The organism is Sphingomonas sp., from assembly GCF_965200135.1.
Classification (GTDB): domain Bacteria; phylum Pseudomonadota; class Alphaproteobacteria; order Sphingomonadales; family Sphingomonadaceae; genus Sphingomonas.
The window spans coordinates 189,550-204,240 of the sequence record NZ_CBDATK010000006.1; the positions used below are offsets into that span (position 1 = coordinate 189,550).

Annotated in this window: 13 protein-coding genes; 3 read left to right on the top strand and 10 right to left on the bottom strand. The window is 68.3% G+C overall.

Annotation, left to right across the window (positions count from 1 at the left end):
• Positions 1–47 precede the first annotated feature (47 nt).
• The 4 genes from cyoD to cyoA are packed head-to-tail and all read right to left on the bottom strand — an operon-like array spanning position 48 to position 3,916.
• Positions 48–428 (bottom strand): cytochrome o ubiquinol oxidase subunit IV, encoded by a 381-nt coding sequence (gene cyoD / locus ACOFKS_RS05550; protein WP_419808247.1) that lies wholly within the window; start codon positions 426–428, stop codon positions 48–50.
• Positions 425–1,057 (bottom strand): cytochrome (ubi)quinol oxidase subunit III, encoded by a 633-nt coding sequence (locus ACOFKS_RS05555; RefSeq protein ID WP_419808248.1) that lies wholly within the window; start codon positions 1,055–1,057, stop codon positions 425–427. Before ACOFKS_RS05555 ends, cyoD begins: the two co-directional genes overlap by 4 nt.
• Positions 1,054–3,051, bottom strand: a complete 1,998-nt coding sequence (cyoB, locus tag ACOFKS_RS05560) for a cytochrome o ubiquinol oxidase subunit I (protein ID WP_419808249.1) — start codon at positions 3,049–3,051, stop codon at positions 1,054–1,056. Before cyoB ends, ACOFKS_RS05555 begins: the two co-directional genes overlap by 4 nt.
• A 1-nt stretch (position 3,052) precedes the next feature.
• Positions 3,053–3,916 carry a ubiquinol oxidase subunit II gene (cyoA, locus tag ACOFKS_RS05565; RefSeq protein WP_419808250.1) on the bottom strand — a complete coding sequence of 288 codons (864 nt, stop codon included), beginning with the start codon at positions 3,914–3,916 and terminating at the stop codon, positions 3,053–3,055.
• Between the two features lie 117 nt (positions 3,917–4,033).
• Between cyoA and ACOFKS_RS05570 the strand changes: the two genes are divergently transcribed.
• Positions 4,034–4,867, top strand: coding sequence for an HpcH/HpaI aldolase/citrate lyase family protein (locus ACOFKS_RS05570; RefSeq protein WP_419808251.1), 834 nt, complete (start codon positions 4,034–4,036; stop codon positions 4,865–4,867).
• A gap of 42 nt (positions 4,868–4,909) precedes the next feature.
• Here ACOFKS_RS05570 and ACOFKS_RS05575 read toward each other — a convergent pair whose 3' ends face one another.
• The 3 genes from ACOFKS_RS05575 to ACOFKS_RS05585 form a co-directional block, all read right to left on the bottom strand.
• The gene (locus ACOFKS_RS05575; protein ID WP_419808252.1) at positions 4,910–5,692 is read right to left on the bottom strand and encodes an SDR family NAD(P)-dependent oxidoreductase; all 783 of its coding nucleotides are present in this window, start codon (positions 5,690–5,692) and stop codon (positions 4,910–4,912) included.
• 113 nt (positions 5,693–5,805) lie between these two features.
• The gene (locus tag ACOFKS_RS05580; RefSeq protein WP_419808253.1) at positions 5,806–6,993 is read right to left on the bottom strand and encodes a zinc-dependent alcohol dehydrogenase; all 1,188 of its coding nucleotides are present in this window, start codon (positions 6,991–6,993) and stop codon (positions 5,806–5,808) included.
• Complete coding sequence (locus ACOFKS_RS05585) at positions 6,990–7,571, bottom strand: SRPBCC family protein (RefSeq protein ID WP_419808254.1); 582 nt, start codon at positions 7,569–7,571, stop codon at positions 6,990–6,992. Before ACOFKS_RS05585 ends, ACOFKS_RS05580 begins: the two co-directional genes overlap by 4 nt.
• Before the next feature lie 145 nt (positions 7,572–7,716).
• Between ACOFKS_RS05585 and ACOFKS_RS05590 the strand changes: the two genes are divergently transcribed.
• On the top strand, positions 7,717–8,568 hold the full coding sequence (locus ACOFKS_RS05590) for a glucose 1-dehydrogenase (RefSeq protein WP_419808255.1): 852 nt from the start codon (positions 7,717–7,719) through the stop codon (positions 8,566–8,568).
• 10 nt (positions 8,569–8,578) lie between these two features.
• A complete protein-coding gene (locus tag ACOFKS_RS05595) occupies positions 8,579–8,734 on the top strand; it encodes a hypothetical protein (protein WP_419808256.1) in 156 nt (51 codons plus the stop codon).
• A gap of 69 nt (positions 8,735–8,803) precedes the next feature.
• Here the strand turns inward: ACOFKS_RS05595 and ACOFKS_RS05600 are convergent, their stop codons facing one another.
• The 3 genes from ACOFKS_RS05600 to ACOFKS_RS05610 form a co-directional block, all read right to left on the bottom strand.
• The gene (locus ACOFKS_RS05600; RefSeq protein WP_419808257.1) at positions 8,804–9,214 is read right to left on the bottom strand and encodes a glycine zipper 2TM domain-containing protein; all 411 of its coding nucleotides are present in this window, start codon (positions 9,212–9,214) and stop codon (positions 8,804–8,806) included.
• A gap of 703 nt (positions 9,215–9,917) precedes the next feature.
• Entirely contained in the window at positions 9,918–11,498 is a 1,581-nt protein-coding gene (locus tag ACOFKS_RS05605) for an alpha-amylase family glycosyl hydrolase (RefSeq protein ID WP_419808258.1), read from the bottom strand.
• On the bottom strand, positions 11,495–14,668 hold the full coding sequence (locus ACOFKS_RS05610) for a PAS domain S-box protein (protein ID WP_419808259.1): 3,174 nt from the start codon (positions 14,666–14,668) through the stop codon (positions 11,495–11,497). The genes ACOFKS_RS05605 and ACOFKS_RS05610 overlap by 4 nt, the downstream gene beginning before the upstream one ends.
• Between the last annotated feature and the right edge of the window lie 23 nt (positions 14,669–14,691).

A 14,691-nucleotide genomic window follows, 5' to 3' on the forward strand; every position in this document is an offset into this window, starting at 1 on the left:
GCCGAGCTTGCGCCTCTCGCGCTCAACTCCGTTGAAGCGCGTGGGCGCTAGCGCTGCATCCTCTGCATCGCCGCCGGGCTCATCAGCTGGTGGCTGACATGCGCCATGATCCAGACGCTGCCGATCAGCACCAGCCCGACGATCAACGTCCCGAACGCCAGCGCGAAGACGTTGTTGGTGTTGTCCGGCCCGGTCGTGATATGGAGGAAGAAGACCAGGTGGACGCCCATCTGGCCCACCGCCAGCGCCATCAGCGCCATCGGAATGCCGGGCGCCCAGACCATGCCCAGCCCCGCCGCCACCGCGAACGACGCCCCCGTCAGCGCGGTCGCCAGCGCCAACCCGATCAGATAGCCGCGCACCGCCTTGCCGATGTCGGGTGCGTCCTTGGGGTCCTGGCCCGGCGCCGTATCGCCCCGCTCGCTCATACGCCCGATCCCAGCAGATAGACGGTGGTGAACAGCGCCACCCAGATGATGTCGAGCGCATGCCAGAACAGCATGAAGCACTGGACGCGCCGGACGATGTCGTCGCGGAAGCCTTTGGTCCACACCTGCGCCATCATCGTCGTCAGCCAGGTCAGGCCGAGGGCGACGTGCAGCCCGTGGCAACCGACCAGCGCGAAGAAGCTGGACAGGAAGGCGCTGCGCCCCGGCCCATTGCCTTCCCCGATCAAATGCGCGAACTCGTAGACCTCGCCGCACAGGAAGAGCGTGCCGAGCGCGCCCGCCACCGCCATGCCGACCTGGAACCACAACCGGTTCTTCGCCAGCATCGCCACGCTCGCCATGCCGGCGGCGAAGGAGGACAACAGCAGCGCCGCCGTCTCCCACGCGACCAGCGGCAGGTCGAACACCTCGCGGCCCGAGGGCCCCCCCGCGGTCGCCGTCACCAGCACCGCATAAGCGGCGAAGAAGCCCGAGAAGAGGATGAAGTCGGAGAGCAGGAAGATCCAGAAGCCATAGGCGACAACGATGTGCTTGGGCGCGGGACCGCGCTCGCTGATCGGCACCTCACCACGACCGAGCGCGTGGGGGTCTGCGGCGGACGCGCTCATACCGGGTCTAGCCCCAGCAGCTTCGCCTTGCCGACGCGGCGCTGATCGTCGCCGCGCTGCGCCTCCTCGGCGGAGACCTCCTCCTCATGCTCGTCGCGCCACGCGAAGACGATGAAGGTGGCCCAGGCGCCAAGCAGACCGGCGATCACCAGCCACCAGATGTGCCAGACCAGCGCGAAGCCCATCAGCGTCGTGAAGAAGGCGGTGACGAAGCCGGTCGGCGAGTTGCGCGGCAAGTGGAATGCCTCATAGTCGGGCCGCTGGCTCAAACGCCGCTCCTCGCGCGCGCGCGATTTCACGCCCCAATAGGCTTCCTCGCCCTCGACGTGAGGAAGGGCGGCGAAGTTGAACGCGGGCGGCGGTGAGCTGGTCGACCATTCCAGCGTGCGGCCGTCCCACGGATCGCCGCTGTCGTCGCGCAGCGCGTCACGATCACGGATGGAGACGTAGATCTGCATCAGCTGGCACCCGATCGCGCCCGCGATCACCAGCGCGCCGAACGCCGCGATCAGCAGCGGCGGCTGCCATGCCGGCACGTTATAGTGTTGCAGCCGGCGGGTCATTCCCTCCAGCCCGAGCAGATAGAGCGGCATGAACGCGAGATAGAAGCCGATCGTCCACAGCGCGAACGCCGCCCGCCCCCACCCCTCGTGCAGGCGAAAGCCGAACGCCTTGGGGAACCAGTAGATATAGCCCGCGAACGCGCCGAACAGCACCGCTGGAATGACGATGTTGTGGAAATGCGCGACGAGGAACAGCGAGTTGTGGAGCTGGAAGTCCGCCGGCGGCACCGCCAGCAGCACGCCTGTCATGCCGCCGATCACGAACGAGCACATGAAGGCGATGGCGTAGAGCATCGGCGTCGCGAAGCGGATGCGCCCGCCGAACATCGTGAACAGCCAGTTGAAGACCTTCACCCCCGTCGGCACCGCGATAATCATCGTCATCACGCCGAAGAAGCCGTTGACGTCCGCGCCCGCGCCCATCGTGAAGAAGTGGTGGAGCCAGACCATGAAGCTCAACAGGCAGATCGCCATGGTCGCGACGATCATCGATCGATAGCCGAACAGCGGCTTGCCCGAAAAGGTCGACACCACCTCCGAAAAAATACCGAACGCGGGCAGCACCAGGATGTAGACCTCCGGATGTCCCCACGCCCAGACGAGGTTGACGAACATCATCTGATTGCCGCCGGCCTCGTTGGTGAAGAAGTGAAAGCCGGCGTACCGGTCCAGCGTCAGCATCGCGAGCACGGCGGTGAGCAGCGGAAATGCGGCGACGATCAGCAGGTTGGTGGCGAGCGACGTCCAGCAGAACATCGGCATGCGGGTATAGCCCATGCCCGGCGCGCGCGTCTTCAGGATGGTGGTGACGAGGTTGACGCCGGTCAGCAGCGTGCCGACGCCCGATATCTGCAACGACCAGAGGTAATAGTCGACGCCGACCCCCGGCGAGAAGCGCAGCTCCGACAGCGGCGGATAGGCGATCCAGCCGGTCTTCGCGAACTCGCCCACCACCAGGCTGATGTTGAGCAGCAGCGCGCCCGAGGCGGTCAGCCAGAAGCTAACGTTGTTGAGCGTGGGAAACGCGACGTCGCGGATGCCGAGCTGAAGCGGCACGGCGAAATTCATCAGCCCGACCATGAACGGCATGGCGACGAAGAAGATCATGATCGTCCCGTGCGCGGAGAAGACCTGGTCGTAATGTTCGGGCGGCAGGAAGCCGCCATGGTTCAGCGCCATCGCCTGTTGCGCGCGCATCATCAGCGCGTCGGCGAACCCGCGCACCAGCATCACCAGCGCGAACAGGCAGTACATGATGCCGATGCGCTTGTGATCGGCCGACGTGATCCACTCACGCCACAGATACGGCCAGTGGCCCGCGCGCCAGACCCAGACCAGCACGGCGAGGATCAGGCCGCCGAATACCCCGAAGGCGACCAGCGGGATGGGATTGTCGAAGGGGATCGCGTCCCAGCCCAGCTTGCCGAACATGCTAATCCTCCCGCCCGGCGTGACGCACCTGCTCGTGGACCGGCGCTCCGGCCTGACGCACGACCGCGTCGTAGAGACCGGGCTGGACCGCGCGGAAGCTGGTGGGCGCCATCGCCTCCGCGCGGGCGGCGAGCGTCAGGAAGGCGCGGCCGTCGAGCACCGGGCCGGCGCCGCGCGTCGTCGCCGCCCATTGCGCGAACTGCTGCGGCGGCACGGCGTCGACCGCGAACCCCATGTCGGCGAACCCGGCGCCGCTGTAGTGCGCGGACAGCCCACGATAGCGACCGGGCTTGTCCGCCTGCAGGTGGAGCTTCGCGTCCATCCCGCTCATCGCATAGATCTGGCTGCCGAGCTGGGGCACGAAGAAGCTGTTCATCACCGTCGCCGAGGTGATGCGGAAGGCCACCGGGCGCCCCGCCGGGATGACCAGCCGGTTGATCGTCGCCACCCCTTGGTCGGGGTAGATGAACAGCCATTTCCAGTCGAGCGAGACGACCTGCACCTGCAATGCCGGCTGGCGCGAGGCGAGCGGGCGCGACGGCTCCAGCTGATGGCTGCCGACCCAGCCGATCCCGGCGAGGAAGATGACGGCCAGCAGCGGGATCGACCAGACGAGCAGCTCCAGCTGCCCCGAATACGCCCAGTCGGGCCGATACCGGGCGCGCGTGTTGCCCGCGCGAAACCACCACGCAAAGGCGAGCGTGGCGATGATGGTCGGAACGATGATCGCCAGCATGATCGCCAGCGAGTTGAGCAGGATCGTCTTCTCGCCTGCCGCGACCGGCCCGGCAGGGTCGAGCACGCCTTGTCCGCACGCCGCGAGCGGGAGGAGGAGCAGGACTGTGAGGCGACGGGCGCTCGGCACGATTGTCGTTTAGCGCAGCTTGGCTCCGGCGACCATGATCCAAGGTTATCGCAGCGCTATTTGCTCCATCGCAAGCCGGGGTGACGATCCGCCTCGAAGCGGTGCTAGAGCGATTCGATGACCCGTCTCCGCTCCGTCCTGTATATGCCCGCGTCCAACACCCGCGCGATCGCCAAGGCGCGGGCGCTGCCATGCGACGCGGTGATGTTGGACCTGGAGGACGCGGTCGCGCCCGAGGCGAAGTTGGAGGCACGCGCGGCGGCGGTGGCGGCGGTGCGAGAGGGCGGTTTCGGCAGCCGTGCGGTGGCGGTGCGGGTCAACGGACACGACACGCCTTGGGGCGCCAACGACCTCGCCGCGCTGGCCGACGTCCCGGTCGCGGCGGTGGTGTTGCCCAAGGTGAACGGGCCTGCCGATCTGGTGGCGGCGCGCGCGGTGCTGCCGGGACCGGCGCTGTGGGCGATGGTGGAGACGTGCGCCGGGGTGCTCGCGCTACCGGCGATCGCCGCGGCGGCGCACGCGGTCGGCTTGGAGGTCCTGATCGCAGGCACCAACGATCTCGCCAAGGACATGCGGTGTCGGCCCGATGCGATGAGGATGCCGCTGCTACCGGCGCTTTCGCAGGTCGTGATCGCGGCGCGAGCGAGCGGGATCGCGGCGCTCGACGGCGTGTTCAACGGGCTCGGCGATGTCGACGGGCTGACCACCGCGTGCCGGCAGGGGGCGATGCTCGGCTTCGACGGCAAGACGTTGATCCATCCGGACCAGATCGACATCGCCAACGCTGCGTTCTCGCCGACGGCGGCAGAGATCGCCTGGGCGAGGACGGTCGCCGAGGCCTTCGCCGATCCCATCACCGCCGGCAAAGGCGCGATACGTTTGGATGGCGCCATGGTGGAGTTGCTCCACCTCGCGGAGGCGGAGCGGATATTGTCGCTTGTCGACGAATAGACCGAGAGGGGCGCGTTCCGGCAGGACGCGCCCCGCGCCGGTTTACTCCTTGGCCGTGCCCGGCTCCGCCATGTGGCGGTGCTGTTCGGCGAGGACGGCGTTGGGGGTGACATTGGCTATCGCGGACTGAACCTTGTTCTTCCAGCCCGACACGACCGACGCCTTGCCGCCCATCACCGCGTCCCAGCCGTCCTTGGCGACATCGGCCGGATCGCTCTTGTTCGGATCGGTGCCGACCGAGGTGTCCATCATGTCGCCGCGCTCGAAGAACTCGGTCTCGACCGGACCGGGCATCAGGTTGGTCAGCGTGACCCCGTCGGCGTCCTTGATCTCGTTCTGGATCGCCGCGACGAAGCTGTCCACGAACGCCTTGGAGCCGTTGTAGACCGCCTGAAACGAGCCCGGAATGTATCCGGCGATCGATCCGGTGACGAGCACCTTGCCGTCGTTACGGGCCACCATCGGCGTCAGCACCCGCTGCAATAAATAGGTCGTGCCGGTGATGTTGGTATCGACGACGTGGCGCCATTCCGCCGCATCCTGATCGAGGAACGCGCGGCCCAGGCCGTGACCGGCATTTGCGCAAAGCAGGTCGATCTGGCGCCCGGCGGCCACATCGAGCAGCCGGTCGACGCCCTCGAATGTGGACAGGTCGACCTCGAGAGTCTCGACGCTGCCGCCATTCGCGCTGATCTCGGATTCGGCATTGGCGAAGCTGGTGTCGGCGGCGACGAGCAGGTCGTAGCCGTCCTGCGCGGCGAGCTTGGCGAGTTCCAGGCCGATGCCGGACGATGCGCCGGTGACGATTGCGAACTTGTTGGCCATGTCTTGCTTCCTTCTGCTCCCCTCCCGTTATGCGGGAAGGGTCGGGGGGAGGCTTGTCGGAGGAAGCATGAGAGGAACATCCCCTCCCCTGTCCCCCCGCAAACGGGAGTGGATCAGGCGGCCGCAGCCATGCCGGGCTTCAGAACGACCTTGGTGTATTCGTTCTGGTGATCCTTGAACATCTTGTAGCCGTGCGGCGCGTCGTCGAGCGGCATGCGGTGAGAGATCAGGAACTCGGTGTCGATCTTGCCTTCCATGATCGCATTCAACAGCGCGGGCATATAATGCTGGACGTGGGTCTGCCCGGTCTTGAGCGTCAGCCCCTTTTCCATGAACGCGCCGAGCGGAAACTTGTCGACGAAGCCGCCATAGACCGCCGGCATAGAGACCCGGCCGCCCTTGCGGCAGGCGATGATCGCCTGACGGATCGAGTGCGGACGATCGGTGCCGAGAAAGGTCGACGCCTTGATCTGGTCGATGACGTTGTCGACGAACAGCCCGTGCGCCTCCAGCCCGACCGCGTCGATCACCGCGTCGGGACCGATGCCGCCGGTCATCTCCATCAGCGCCTCGTAGACCGCCGACTCCTCGAAGTTGATCGTCTCCGCACCGAACCGCTTCGCCAGCTCCAGGCGGCGCGGAAAGTGATCGATCGCGATGACGCGCTCGGCGCCCATCAGAAAGGCGGACTGGACCGCGAACAGCCCGACCGGGCCGCACCCCCAGACCGCGACGGTGTCGCCCGGCTCGATCTGCGCGTATTCGGCCGCTTGCCAGCCGGTCGGCAGAATGTCGGACAGAAACAGCACCTTGTCGTCCTCGACGCCGTCGGGGATCACGATCGGGCCGACGTCGCTGAACGGGACGCGGACATATTCCGCCTGCCCACCCGCATAGCCGCCGGTCATATGGCTGTAGCCGAACAGCCCCGACATCGGCTGGCCGTATAGCTCCTGCGCGATGTCCTGATTGTCGGCGGGCAGGCCGTTGTCGCAGGCCGAATACTGATGCTTGCCGCAATGGTAGCAGCTGCCGCACGCGATCGTGAACGGAACGACGACCCGCTGCCCCTTCTTGAGCGTCGACTTCGCGCCGACCTCGACCACCTCGCCCATGAACTCATGGCCCAGGATGTCGCCGGCCTGCATCGTCGGGATGTAGCCGTCGTAAAGGTGCAGGTCCGATCCGCAGATCGCGGTGGACGTCACCTTAATGATGCAGTCGCGCGGGTTGACGATGCCCGGATCGGGAACGTTGTCGACGCGAACGTCGTGCTTACCGTGCCATGCCAGCGCCTTCACAGCCCCATCTCCTCGAACTCTTGGCGGTTCTTCGCCGGCGTCGCGATCTCGCCGGTTTCCATCAGCTGCTTGAAGCGACGCAGGTCGCGCCGCGCCTGGATGGCGGGTTCGCGCTGGAACATCTTGGCGACTATCTTGCCGACGATGCCGGCAGGAGGATCGTAGGTGATCGTCGCGGTCACCACCGTGCCGCGCGCACCGGCGTCGCGGAAATCGACGCGGCCCGAGTTGGGCACGTCGGCGCCTGGCTGCGCCTCCCAGGCGATAAAGCTGTTTTCGCTCTCGTCGGTGACGAGCGCGTCCCACTCGACGGTCCTGCCGGCTGGCGCCTTGACGACCCAATGCGACGTCTTGTCGTCGCGCACGTCGATCGAGACGACGTTCTCCATGAAACCGGGCAGGTTCGCGAAGTCGCGGAAATAGGCGTACACCTCCGCCACGGGCCGGTTGATCGTCACCGCGCGACCGATGACCGTGCCCTCGGCAGCATCGCCGAGCCATGACTTCGCCTCGGCGGCGGGGTCCTTTTTGGAGGCGGCGACAGGTGCGTCGTCGCCGCGGGGTTCGGCCTCGGCCATAGGGTCAGCATCTCCGGATATTCTTCGCTCCAACCGGCGCACGGGACGCTTGTTCCGCCTAAGAAGCGCGTTGTTGCCGCAGGTTAACGCGTTCGGAACCGGGGTCGCCGTCAACGGTTCGCCTCCTCGATAACGAGGAACCGAGATGAGCGCATTGTTCAGCCAACTACACGAAGACGGCCTGCCCGGGCACGAGTCCACGCTCGAGCCCAAGCCGGAATGGCGGCCACGCTTTCCGGGGTCGGGGCGACTGGCCGGCAAGGTGGCGGTGGTTACCGGCGGCGACAGCGGCATCGGGCGCGCGACGGCGGTGCTGTTCGCGCGCGAAGGCGCTGACGTGGCGATCGTCTACCTCGACGAGCATGACGATGCCGCCGAGACGGCACAGGCGATCCGCGACGAAGGGCGGCAGGCGCTGACCATCGCGGGCAATGTCGGCGACAAGAGCTTCTGCGACCGCGCGATCGAGCAGGTGGTGCGCGAGCTGGGCGGCCTCCACATTCTGGTCAACAATGCCGGCGAGCAGCATCCGGACAAGGACATTGTCGACATCACGGAGGCACAGCTGCGCCGGACGTTCCAGACCAACATCTTCGGCATGTTCTTCATGACGCAGGCGGCACGACCGCATCTGACCGAGGGAGCGGCGATCGTGAACTGCACCAGCGTCACGTCATATGCGGGCGAGCCGGAGCTGCTGGACTATTCATCGACCAAGGGCGCGATCACGGCGTTCACGCGCTCCCTGTCGGAGCAGCTGGTGGACAAGCGCATCCGCGTCAATGCGGTGGCGCCGGGGCCGATCTGGACCCCGCTCAACCCGAGCGGCGGCGCGAGTGCGGAGAAGCTGGCGACGTTCGGGCAAAAGACGCCGATGGGTCGAGCGGGCCAGCCCAACGAGGTCGCGCCGGCGTTCCTGTTCCTGGCGTGCGACGATGCGAGCTATATGTCGGGGCAGGTCCTGCACCCCAATGGCGGACAGGTGGTCAATGGTTGAGGAGAGCATGATGGACGACGACGCGATCAAGCCGACGACGGAAACGGAAAAGCCGAACCTGTCGACCGAGCATCAGCAACAGGGAGACGCGCGGCGGCCGTCCGATCTGCTCGACAAGGGACAGGAGGACGGCGAGACGATCCCGCGCAAATCTTCGCTGACCTGAGTTATGATTACCGGCCGCCCCGGCCGCCCCGGCCTAACGCCAGGGCGGTCTTCACTTCATCCCGGCGCCTTAGCGGCAGCGGACGTTGTTGCGGTCGACCGAGTTACCGACTGCGGCACCGGCGGCGGCGCCGAGCAGCACGCCCAGGATTTCCGAACGCCCAGACGTCACCGCCGCGCCCAATGCGCCGCCGGCGATCCCGCCGACGATCAGGCCCGTGGTGCCGTCCTTGCGGCGGCAGTAATAGCGGCCGTCGCGACCGGCATAGACACGGTCGTTGTTCGACAGGCGACGCTCACGATAGCGGCGGTTGTCGACATAGTAGCGGTCGGCATCATAGCCGTTGTAGCTCGGGTCGGGGCGATTGTAGTCGTAATTGCCATAGGTGCGGTAGCGACCGTCCCCGTAACCGTCACCGGTGGTCGCGCACGCACCGGTCAGCGTGGCAAGGGCGACGAGGCCCAATGTGGCGATACGCATTGCTACTCTCTCCCGTTGTGATGCCAGCGTAACGACTTACGCTTTGTGATGGTTGCATCGAGCAAGTCGGCGTCCGCTCGACTGATCCGCTGGCGCCGGGAGGTACCGCAATCCAACGCATGGTACGTAGCTGCGACGTCAAACGGGTAGCGGGTCGTTACCGCTCTCCACCCACACCTTGAGTGCTGCCACCCTCGTCGCTGACCAGACTCGGCGAAGGGCCGGTGGCGGGGCGCAGCGCTTCACGCTCTGCCGGGGTCATCGGCGCGTCGATATCAGGGCGAAACGCTTCGGGCGCACGGTGCATCGCGCCGAGATCCGCGCCGGCGGCGAGGTCGGGAGCGTCATGGCCCTCCATACCGGTGGGTGCGGGCTGCTCGTGCGGGGTCGGGCCGTTGTCGCCAAGCGATCGAGCGGGTGGCTGGGGAGCTGGGTTGGACTGGCCCAGCGCAGGTCGGCCGGGCTGACGACGCCCGAGTGCGACGGCGCCGACGGCAAGTGCTGCGACACCACCGGCGAAGGCACCAAGCGCGAGCAGGACATTGCGTGGACCGGCAGCGGGACTCGGAGCGGGCTTACGACGGCGGGTCGACATACGTGGTGTTCCGGGGATTGTGGGAGGACGTGGCGATGAACGGACGGGGCGTAGGGCTGTTCCGTTGCATGGCTGCGCCCACGGCGAGATGACGCGTGTGCGTGCCCTCTAGATCACGGAGACGACGCCCTCGCCGGAGCGGAGCACGCGACCGTCGCCGTGGTCTGCGAGAGTGGACAGCAGCGGCTCGCCCGACGCAGGCATCGCGCGCGCGCTGCTGCTCAGGTTGAGGGCGACCAGCAGGCGTTCGTCGCCGTGGCGGCGTTCGTAGGCGAGGACGTCTTCGTCGGCGTCGACCAGCGTCAGGCTACCCTCGTTCAAGGCGGGACGGGCGCGGCGCAGCGCGAGAAGTGCGCGGTAAAGTGTCAGCATCGACGTCGGATCGGCGCTCTGCGCGGCGACGTTGCGGGTGGACCAGTCCTTGTTGAGAGGCAGCCAAGGGTCGATCGCGGTGGTGAACCCGGCGTGGGGTGACCCGTTCCATGGCATCGGGGTGCGCGAGGGGTCGCGGCCCAACCCCTTGTTCGGCTGACGTATCTCGCGCGGATCGTGGATGCCCTCGGGCGGTATATCGACGCGGCCGATGCCGATTTCGTCGCCTTGGTAGAGCGTCGGGGTGCCACGCAAGGTGAGGAGCAGCATCGCCGCGACCCGCGCCTGCACCTCGCCCAGTCGGCCGGCGATGCGCGCCGCGTCGTGGCTGCCCATCACCCAATTGGGCCAGCCGTGGGCCGGGATAGAAGCTTCGTAGTCCGCGATGACGCGGCGTAACTCACTCGCGTTCCACGGGTTTTCTATCAACGCGAAGTTGAACGGCAGGTGGACCTCCGGCACAGTAGGTGACCCGTACCATCTCGCCAGCCGGTCGTTGGGCAGGAAGATCTCGCCGACCAAGAGGCGTTCCCGGCCGGTGTCGGCGCCATAGCCGTCCGCGATCCGGCGCAGGTCGGCGGCGATCGCATGGGCTTCGGGCTGATCGGTGGAGTGAAGCTGGTGGACGCGGTCGCGGTCGTTGTCACCCGGCCGCCAGTCCGCGTTGACCGGGTTGTCGGGCAGACCGTCGGCCTTCACGATGTGCCACAGCACGTCGATCCTGAACCCGTCGACGCCCCGATCCAGCCAGAAGCGGACCGCGTCGAACATCGCATCGCGGAGTCCGGCGGTCCGCCAGTTGAGATCGGGCTGCTGCGCCAGAAAGGCGTGGAGATAATATTGCCGCGTCGCCTCGTCCCACGTCCAGGCCGAGCCGCCGAAGTCGCTGATCCAGTTGTTCGGCGGTCCTCCGCCGGGCGCCGGATCGCGCCAGATGTACCAGTCGCGCTTCGGCGCGTCGCGTGACGACCGGCTGTCTGCGAACCACGGATGTTGGTCGGAGCTATGGTTGGGGACGAAGTCGAGCAACAGCCGCAAGCCGGCGGCGTGGACCTTCGCGATCAGCCGGTCGAAATCGGCGAGCGTCCCGAACAGCGGCGCGACGTCGCGGTAATCGGCGACGTCATAGCCGAAATCGGCCATCGGCGAGGGGAAGATCGGCGACAGCCAGATCGCGTCGATGCCCAGACCCGCCAGATAGTCGACCCGCGCCTCGATGCCGGCGAGGTCGCCGACGCCGTCGCCGTCGCTGTCCTGAAACGACCGCGGATAGACCTGATAGACGACGCCGGTCTCCCACCACGGACGCCGGCTCACCCCAAGGCCCCGATCGCGCGGGCGAGTTCGTCGAGGCGAAAGGGCTTGGCGAGGCGGGGCACGTCGGCGGGCACCTCGTCGAGTGCTGCGTAGCCGGAGATGACGAGCGCTTTCAGACCGGGACGCCGCGCGCGGGCGGCACGGACGAGGTCACCGCCCTTCATGCCGGGCATCAGGTGATCGGTGACGAGGTAGTCCTGCCCGTCTAGCAGCCCGAGCGCCTCCTCGCCCGACGCGGCGACCTCCACCTCGTACCCGAGCCCGCCGAGCATCGCGGCGGTCGCATCGCGCACGGGCTGCTCGTCGTCGACCAGCAGGACGCGACCGGACCGAGACGCTTCGATCGGCACGGGCGCGGCGGCGGTCGGCACGGGCGCGGGGGCGATCGGGAGCAACAGCTCGATGCGCGTGCCCTCGCCCGGCGCGCTGTCGATCAGCATCGCACCACCAAGCTGCGAGGCGAGGCCGTGGACCATCGACAGCCCCAGCCCGGTCCCCTTGCCGACGCCCTTGGTCGAGAAGAACGGCTCGATCGCGCGCGCGGCGGTGGCCGCGTCCATGCCGGTGCCGGTGTCGGCGACGCACAAGACGATGAACGCGCCCGTCAGTCCGGTGCGCGCCAGCGTGTCCGGCTCGGCGAGGCCCGCGACCAGCCGCAACCGCCCGCCGTCGGGCATCGCGTCGCGCGCGTTGACGGCGAGGTTGAGGATCGCAAGCTCCAGCTGGTTGCGGTCGACCAGCGCGGGCGGCAGGCCGGGCGCGACTTCGGCGTGCACCTCCACCTGCGGGCCGATGGTGCTGGCGACCAGCCCCGCCATGCCGCCGATCAGCCCCTCCAGATCGACCGGCCCCGGCTGCAACGGCTGACGCCGCGCAAAGGCGAGCAGGCGCTGGACGAGCAGCCGCGCCCGCTCCGCCGATTCGAGCGCGCTGCGGATCAACCGCGCCTGCCGCTCGTCGTCGCCCGCCCGCCGGGCGAGCAGGTCGAGGTTGCCGATGATCGGCGTCAGCAGGTTGTTGAAGTCGTGCGCGACGCCGCCGGTGAGCTGACCCAGCGACTCGACCTTCTGCACCTGCCGTAGCTCGTCCTGCGCCTGTTCCAGCTCCGCGCGCCGTTCGGTTTCCGCGGTCACGTCGCGGCCGATGACATAGGCCTCGCCGTCGCCGGGCGCGACACTCCAGGCGAAGCGGCGCCAGCTGCCATCGGCATGGCGGAGGCGGGCGTGGAACTCGCTGATCGGCTGCGCGGCGGCGCGGCGGATCGCGGCGTTGGCCCCGGCGCGCTCGTCGGGATGGATGAAGCCGCCGAGCGCACGGCCGACCACCTCGTCGGGCGTATAGCCCATCCCGGCGATCGCCGGATTGACTGCGCGCACCCGGCGGCGTCCGTCGACGACGACGAACAGGTCGCGCGACAGCCGCCACATCCGGTCGCGCTCGGCGGTGCGGTCGGCGACCTGCGATTCCAGCGTCTGGTTGAGGCGGGTCAGCGCCTCCTGCGCCTCACGGCGTTCGGTGACGTCCCGCATCGTGCCGACCGCGCGGATCGCGATCCCCGCCGCATCGCGCATCACCAGCCCGTGCGACGCGACCCACCGCACCGCACCGTCCGGGTTGACGATACGATACTCGACCGCGAAATCCCCGCCCTCCCGCACCAGGCGGGCGACGCCGGCGTCGATCCGGTCGCGGTCGTCGGGATGGGTCATCGCCAGTTGCGCAGCCTGTGTCAGCGGCTCGTCATGGGACGCGCCCATGATCTCCGCCGTCCGGCGCGACCAGCGGCCGCGGCCGGTCCGCAGGTTCCGCTCCCAGGTGCCGATCCGCGCGCCCTCCATCGCGAGCCGCAGCTGGCGCTCGCTCTCACGCAGCGCCGCCTCCGCGCGCACGCGTTCGACATGGGCCCAGGAGCGTTCGGACACCTCGCGCACCAGCGTCAGCTCGGCCGGCGTCCAGCGGCGCGGGACGGCGGCGTGGACCGCCATCAACCCCGCCAGCCGCTCCGCCTTGACGAACGGAAAGCAGATCGTCGCATGTATCCCGATGTCCCGGTGCACGCCGGCATCGGCAGGGTCGGCGCGATGATCCGTCACGACCCAGGGTTCGCCGGCGCGCAGCCGCGCGACCGCCGCCGCGCCGAGATCCGACAGGCGGTAGCTGCCGACCAGCGACGACAGCGGCGGCAGGTGCCAGGCACCGCGAGTGTGGAAGCGATCGCCGTCGGCCTCCACATCGGCATAGGCGCACCCCTCGGCACCCAGATGCTCGGCCAGCATCCGCGTCGTGATCGCCAGCACCGCGTCCGCATCGGTCAGCGCGGCGGTGGCGCGGTTGAGGCGATCGAGGAACTGGAGCAGCGCCTCGCTCTCGCGCACCGCCGACTCCGCTTCCCGCCGCGCGGTGATGTCCAGCGTGACGGCGAGGACGCCATAGGGACTGCCGTCGGGGCGGCGGATCACGGCGACCGAATTGCTGACCCAGACCGACCCGTCTTCGGGGCGGATAAAGCGCTTCTCGATCGCATAGGGTACGCCGTCGCGCACCGCGGCCTCGAACAGCGGCAGGTTGCGCGGCAGGTCGTCGGGATGCGTGATCGCCTGCATCGTCAGGCCCATCAGCGTCTCGCGCGGGCGGCCGACGATGGCGCAGAAGCGGTCGTTGACCAGCGTGAAGCGGCCGCTCATGTCGACCTGCGCCAACCCGGCGCTGGTCTGATCGATCAGCGCCGACAGCTGCTGCTCGCGGGCGCGGACCTGTTGCTCGGCGATCCGGGCGTCGGTGATATCGTGCGCAACGCCGACGTAACCCCCGTCCGCCCCGGCGCCGTCGACACGCGGACGCGACACCGACCGCAGCCAGCGCCACTCGCCGTCGTGGCGGCGAAAGCGCGCCTCGATGGTGAAGGTCGTTCCCGCCGCCACGCCCGCGACCGACTCCTGCCGCACCCGCGCCGCGTCGTCGGGATGGAGGACGTCGCGCCAGTCGGCGGCGAGCGCGTCCGCATATGACAGCCCGCTGAACTCCAGATAGGCCCGGTTGACGAAGCCGCGCGTGCCGTCGCCGCGCGTGGTCCACATCGGCACCGGCGCGGCGTCGGCGATCAGCGCGAACTCTCGCGCGGCGGCGGCGTCGAGCGGCTCGGCTGGGCTGGGGGGCTCGGGGTGCGCCACGTCGCGCGGCATGGCGAGCGGGG

Bases quoted from the DNA above. Each gene is read 5' to 3' on its own strand.
- cyoB (WP_419808249.1), bottom strand. From the start codon at position 3,051: ATGTTCGGCAAGCTGGGCTGGGACGCGATCCCCTTCGACAATCCCATC.
- ACOFKS_RS05595 (WP_419808256.1), top strand. From the start codon at position 8,579: ATGGACGACGACGCGATCAAGCCGACGACGGAAACGGAAAAGCCGAAC.
- ACOFKS_RS05600 (WP_419808257.1), bottom strand. From the start codon at position 9,214: ATGCGTATCGCCACATTGGGCCTCGTCGCCCTTGCCACGCTGACCGGT.
- ACOFKS_RS05585 (WP_419808254.1), bottom strand. From the start codon at position 7,571: ATGGCCGAGGCCGAACCCCGCGGCGACGACGCACCTGTCGCCGCCTCC.
- cyoD (WP_419808247.1), bottom strand. From the start codon at position 428: ATGAGCGAGCGGGGCGATACGGCGCCGGGCCAGGACCCCAAGGACGCA.
- ACOFKS_RS05570 (WP_419808251.1), top strand. From the start codon at position 4,034: ATGACCCGTCTCCGCTCCGTCCTGTATATGCCCGCGTCCAACACCCGC.
- ACOFKS_RS05590 (WP_419808255.1), top strand. From the start codon at position 7,717: ATGAGCGCATTGTTCAGCCAACTACACGAAGACGGCCTGCCCGGGCAC.
- ACOFKS_RS05555 (WP_419808248.1), bottom strand. From the start codon at position 1,057: ATGAGCGCGTCCGCCGCAGACCCCCACGCGCTCGGTCGTGGTGAGGTG.
- ACOFKS_RS05575 (WP_419808252.1), bottom strand. From the start codon at position 5,692: ATGGCCAACAAGTTCGCAATCGTCACCGGCGCATCGTCCGGCATCGGC.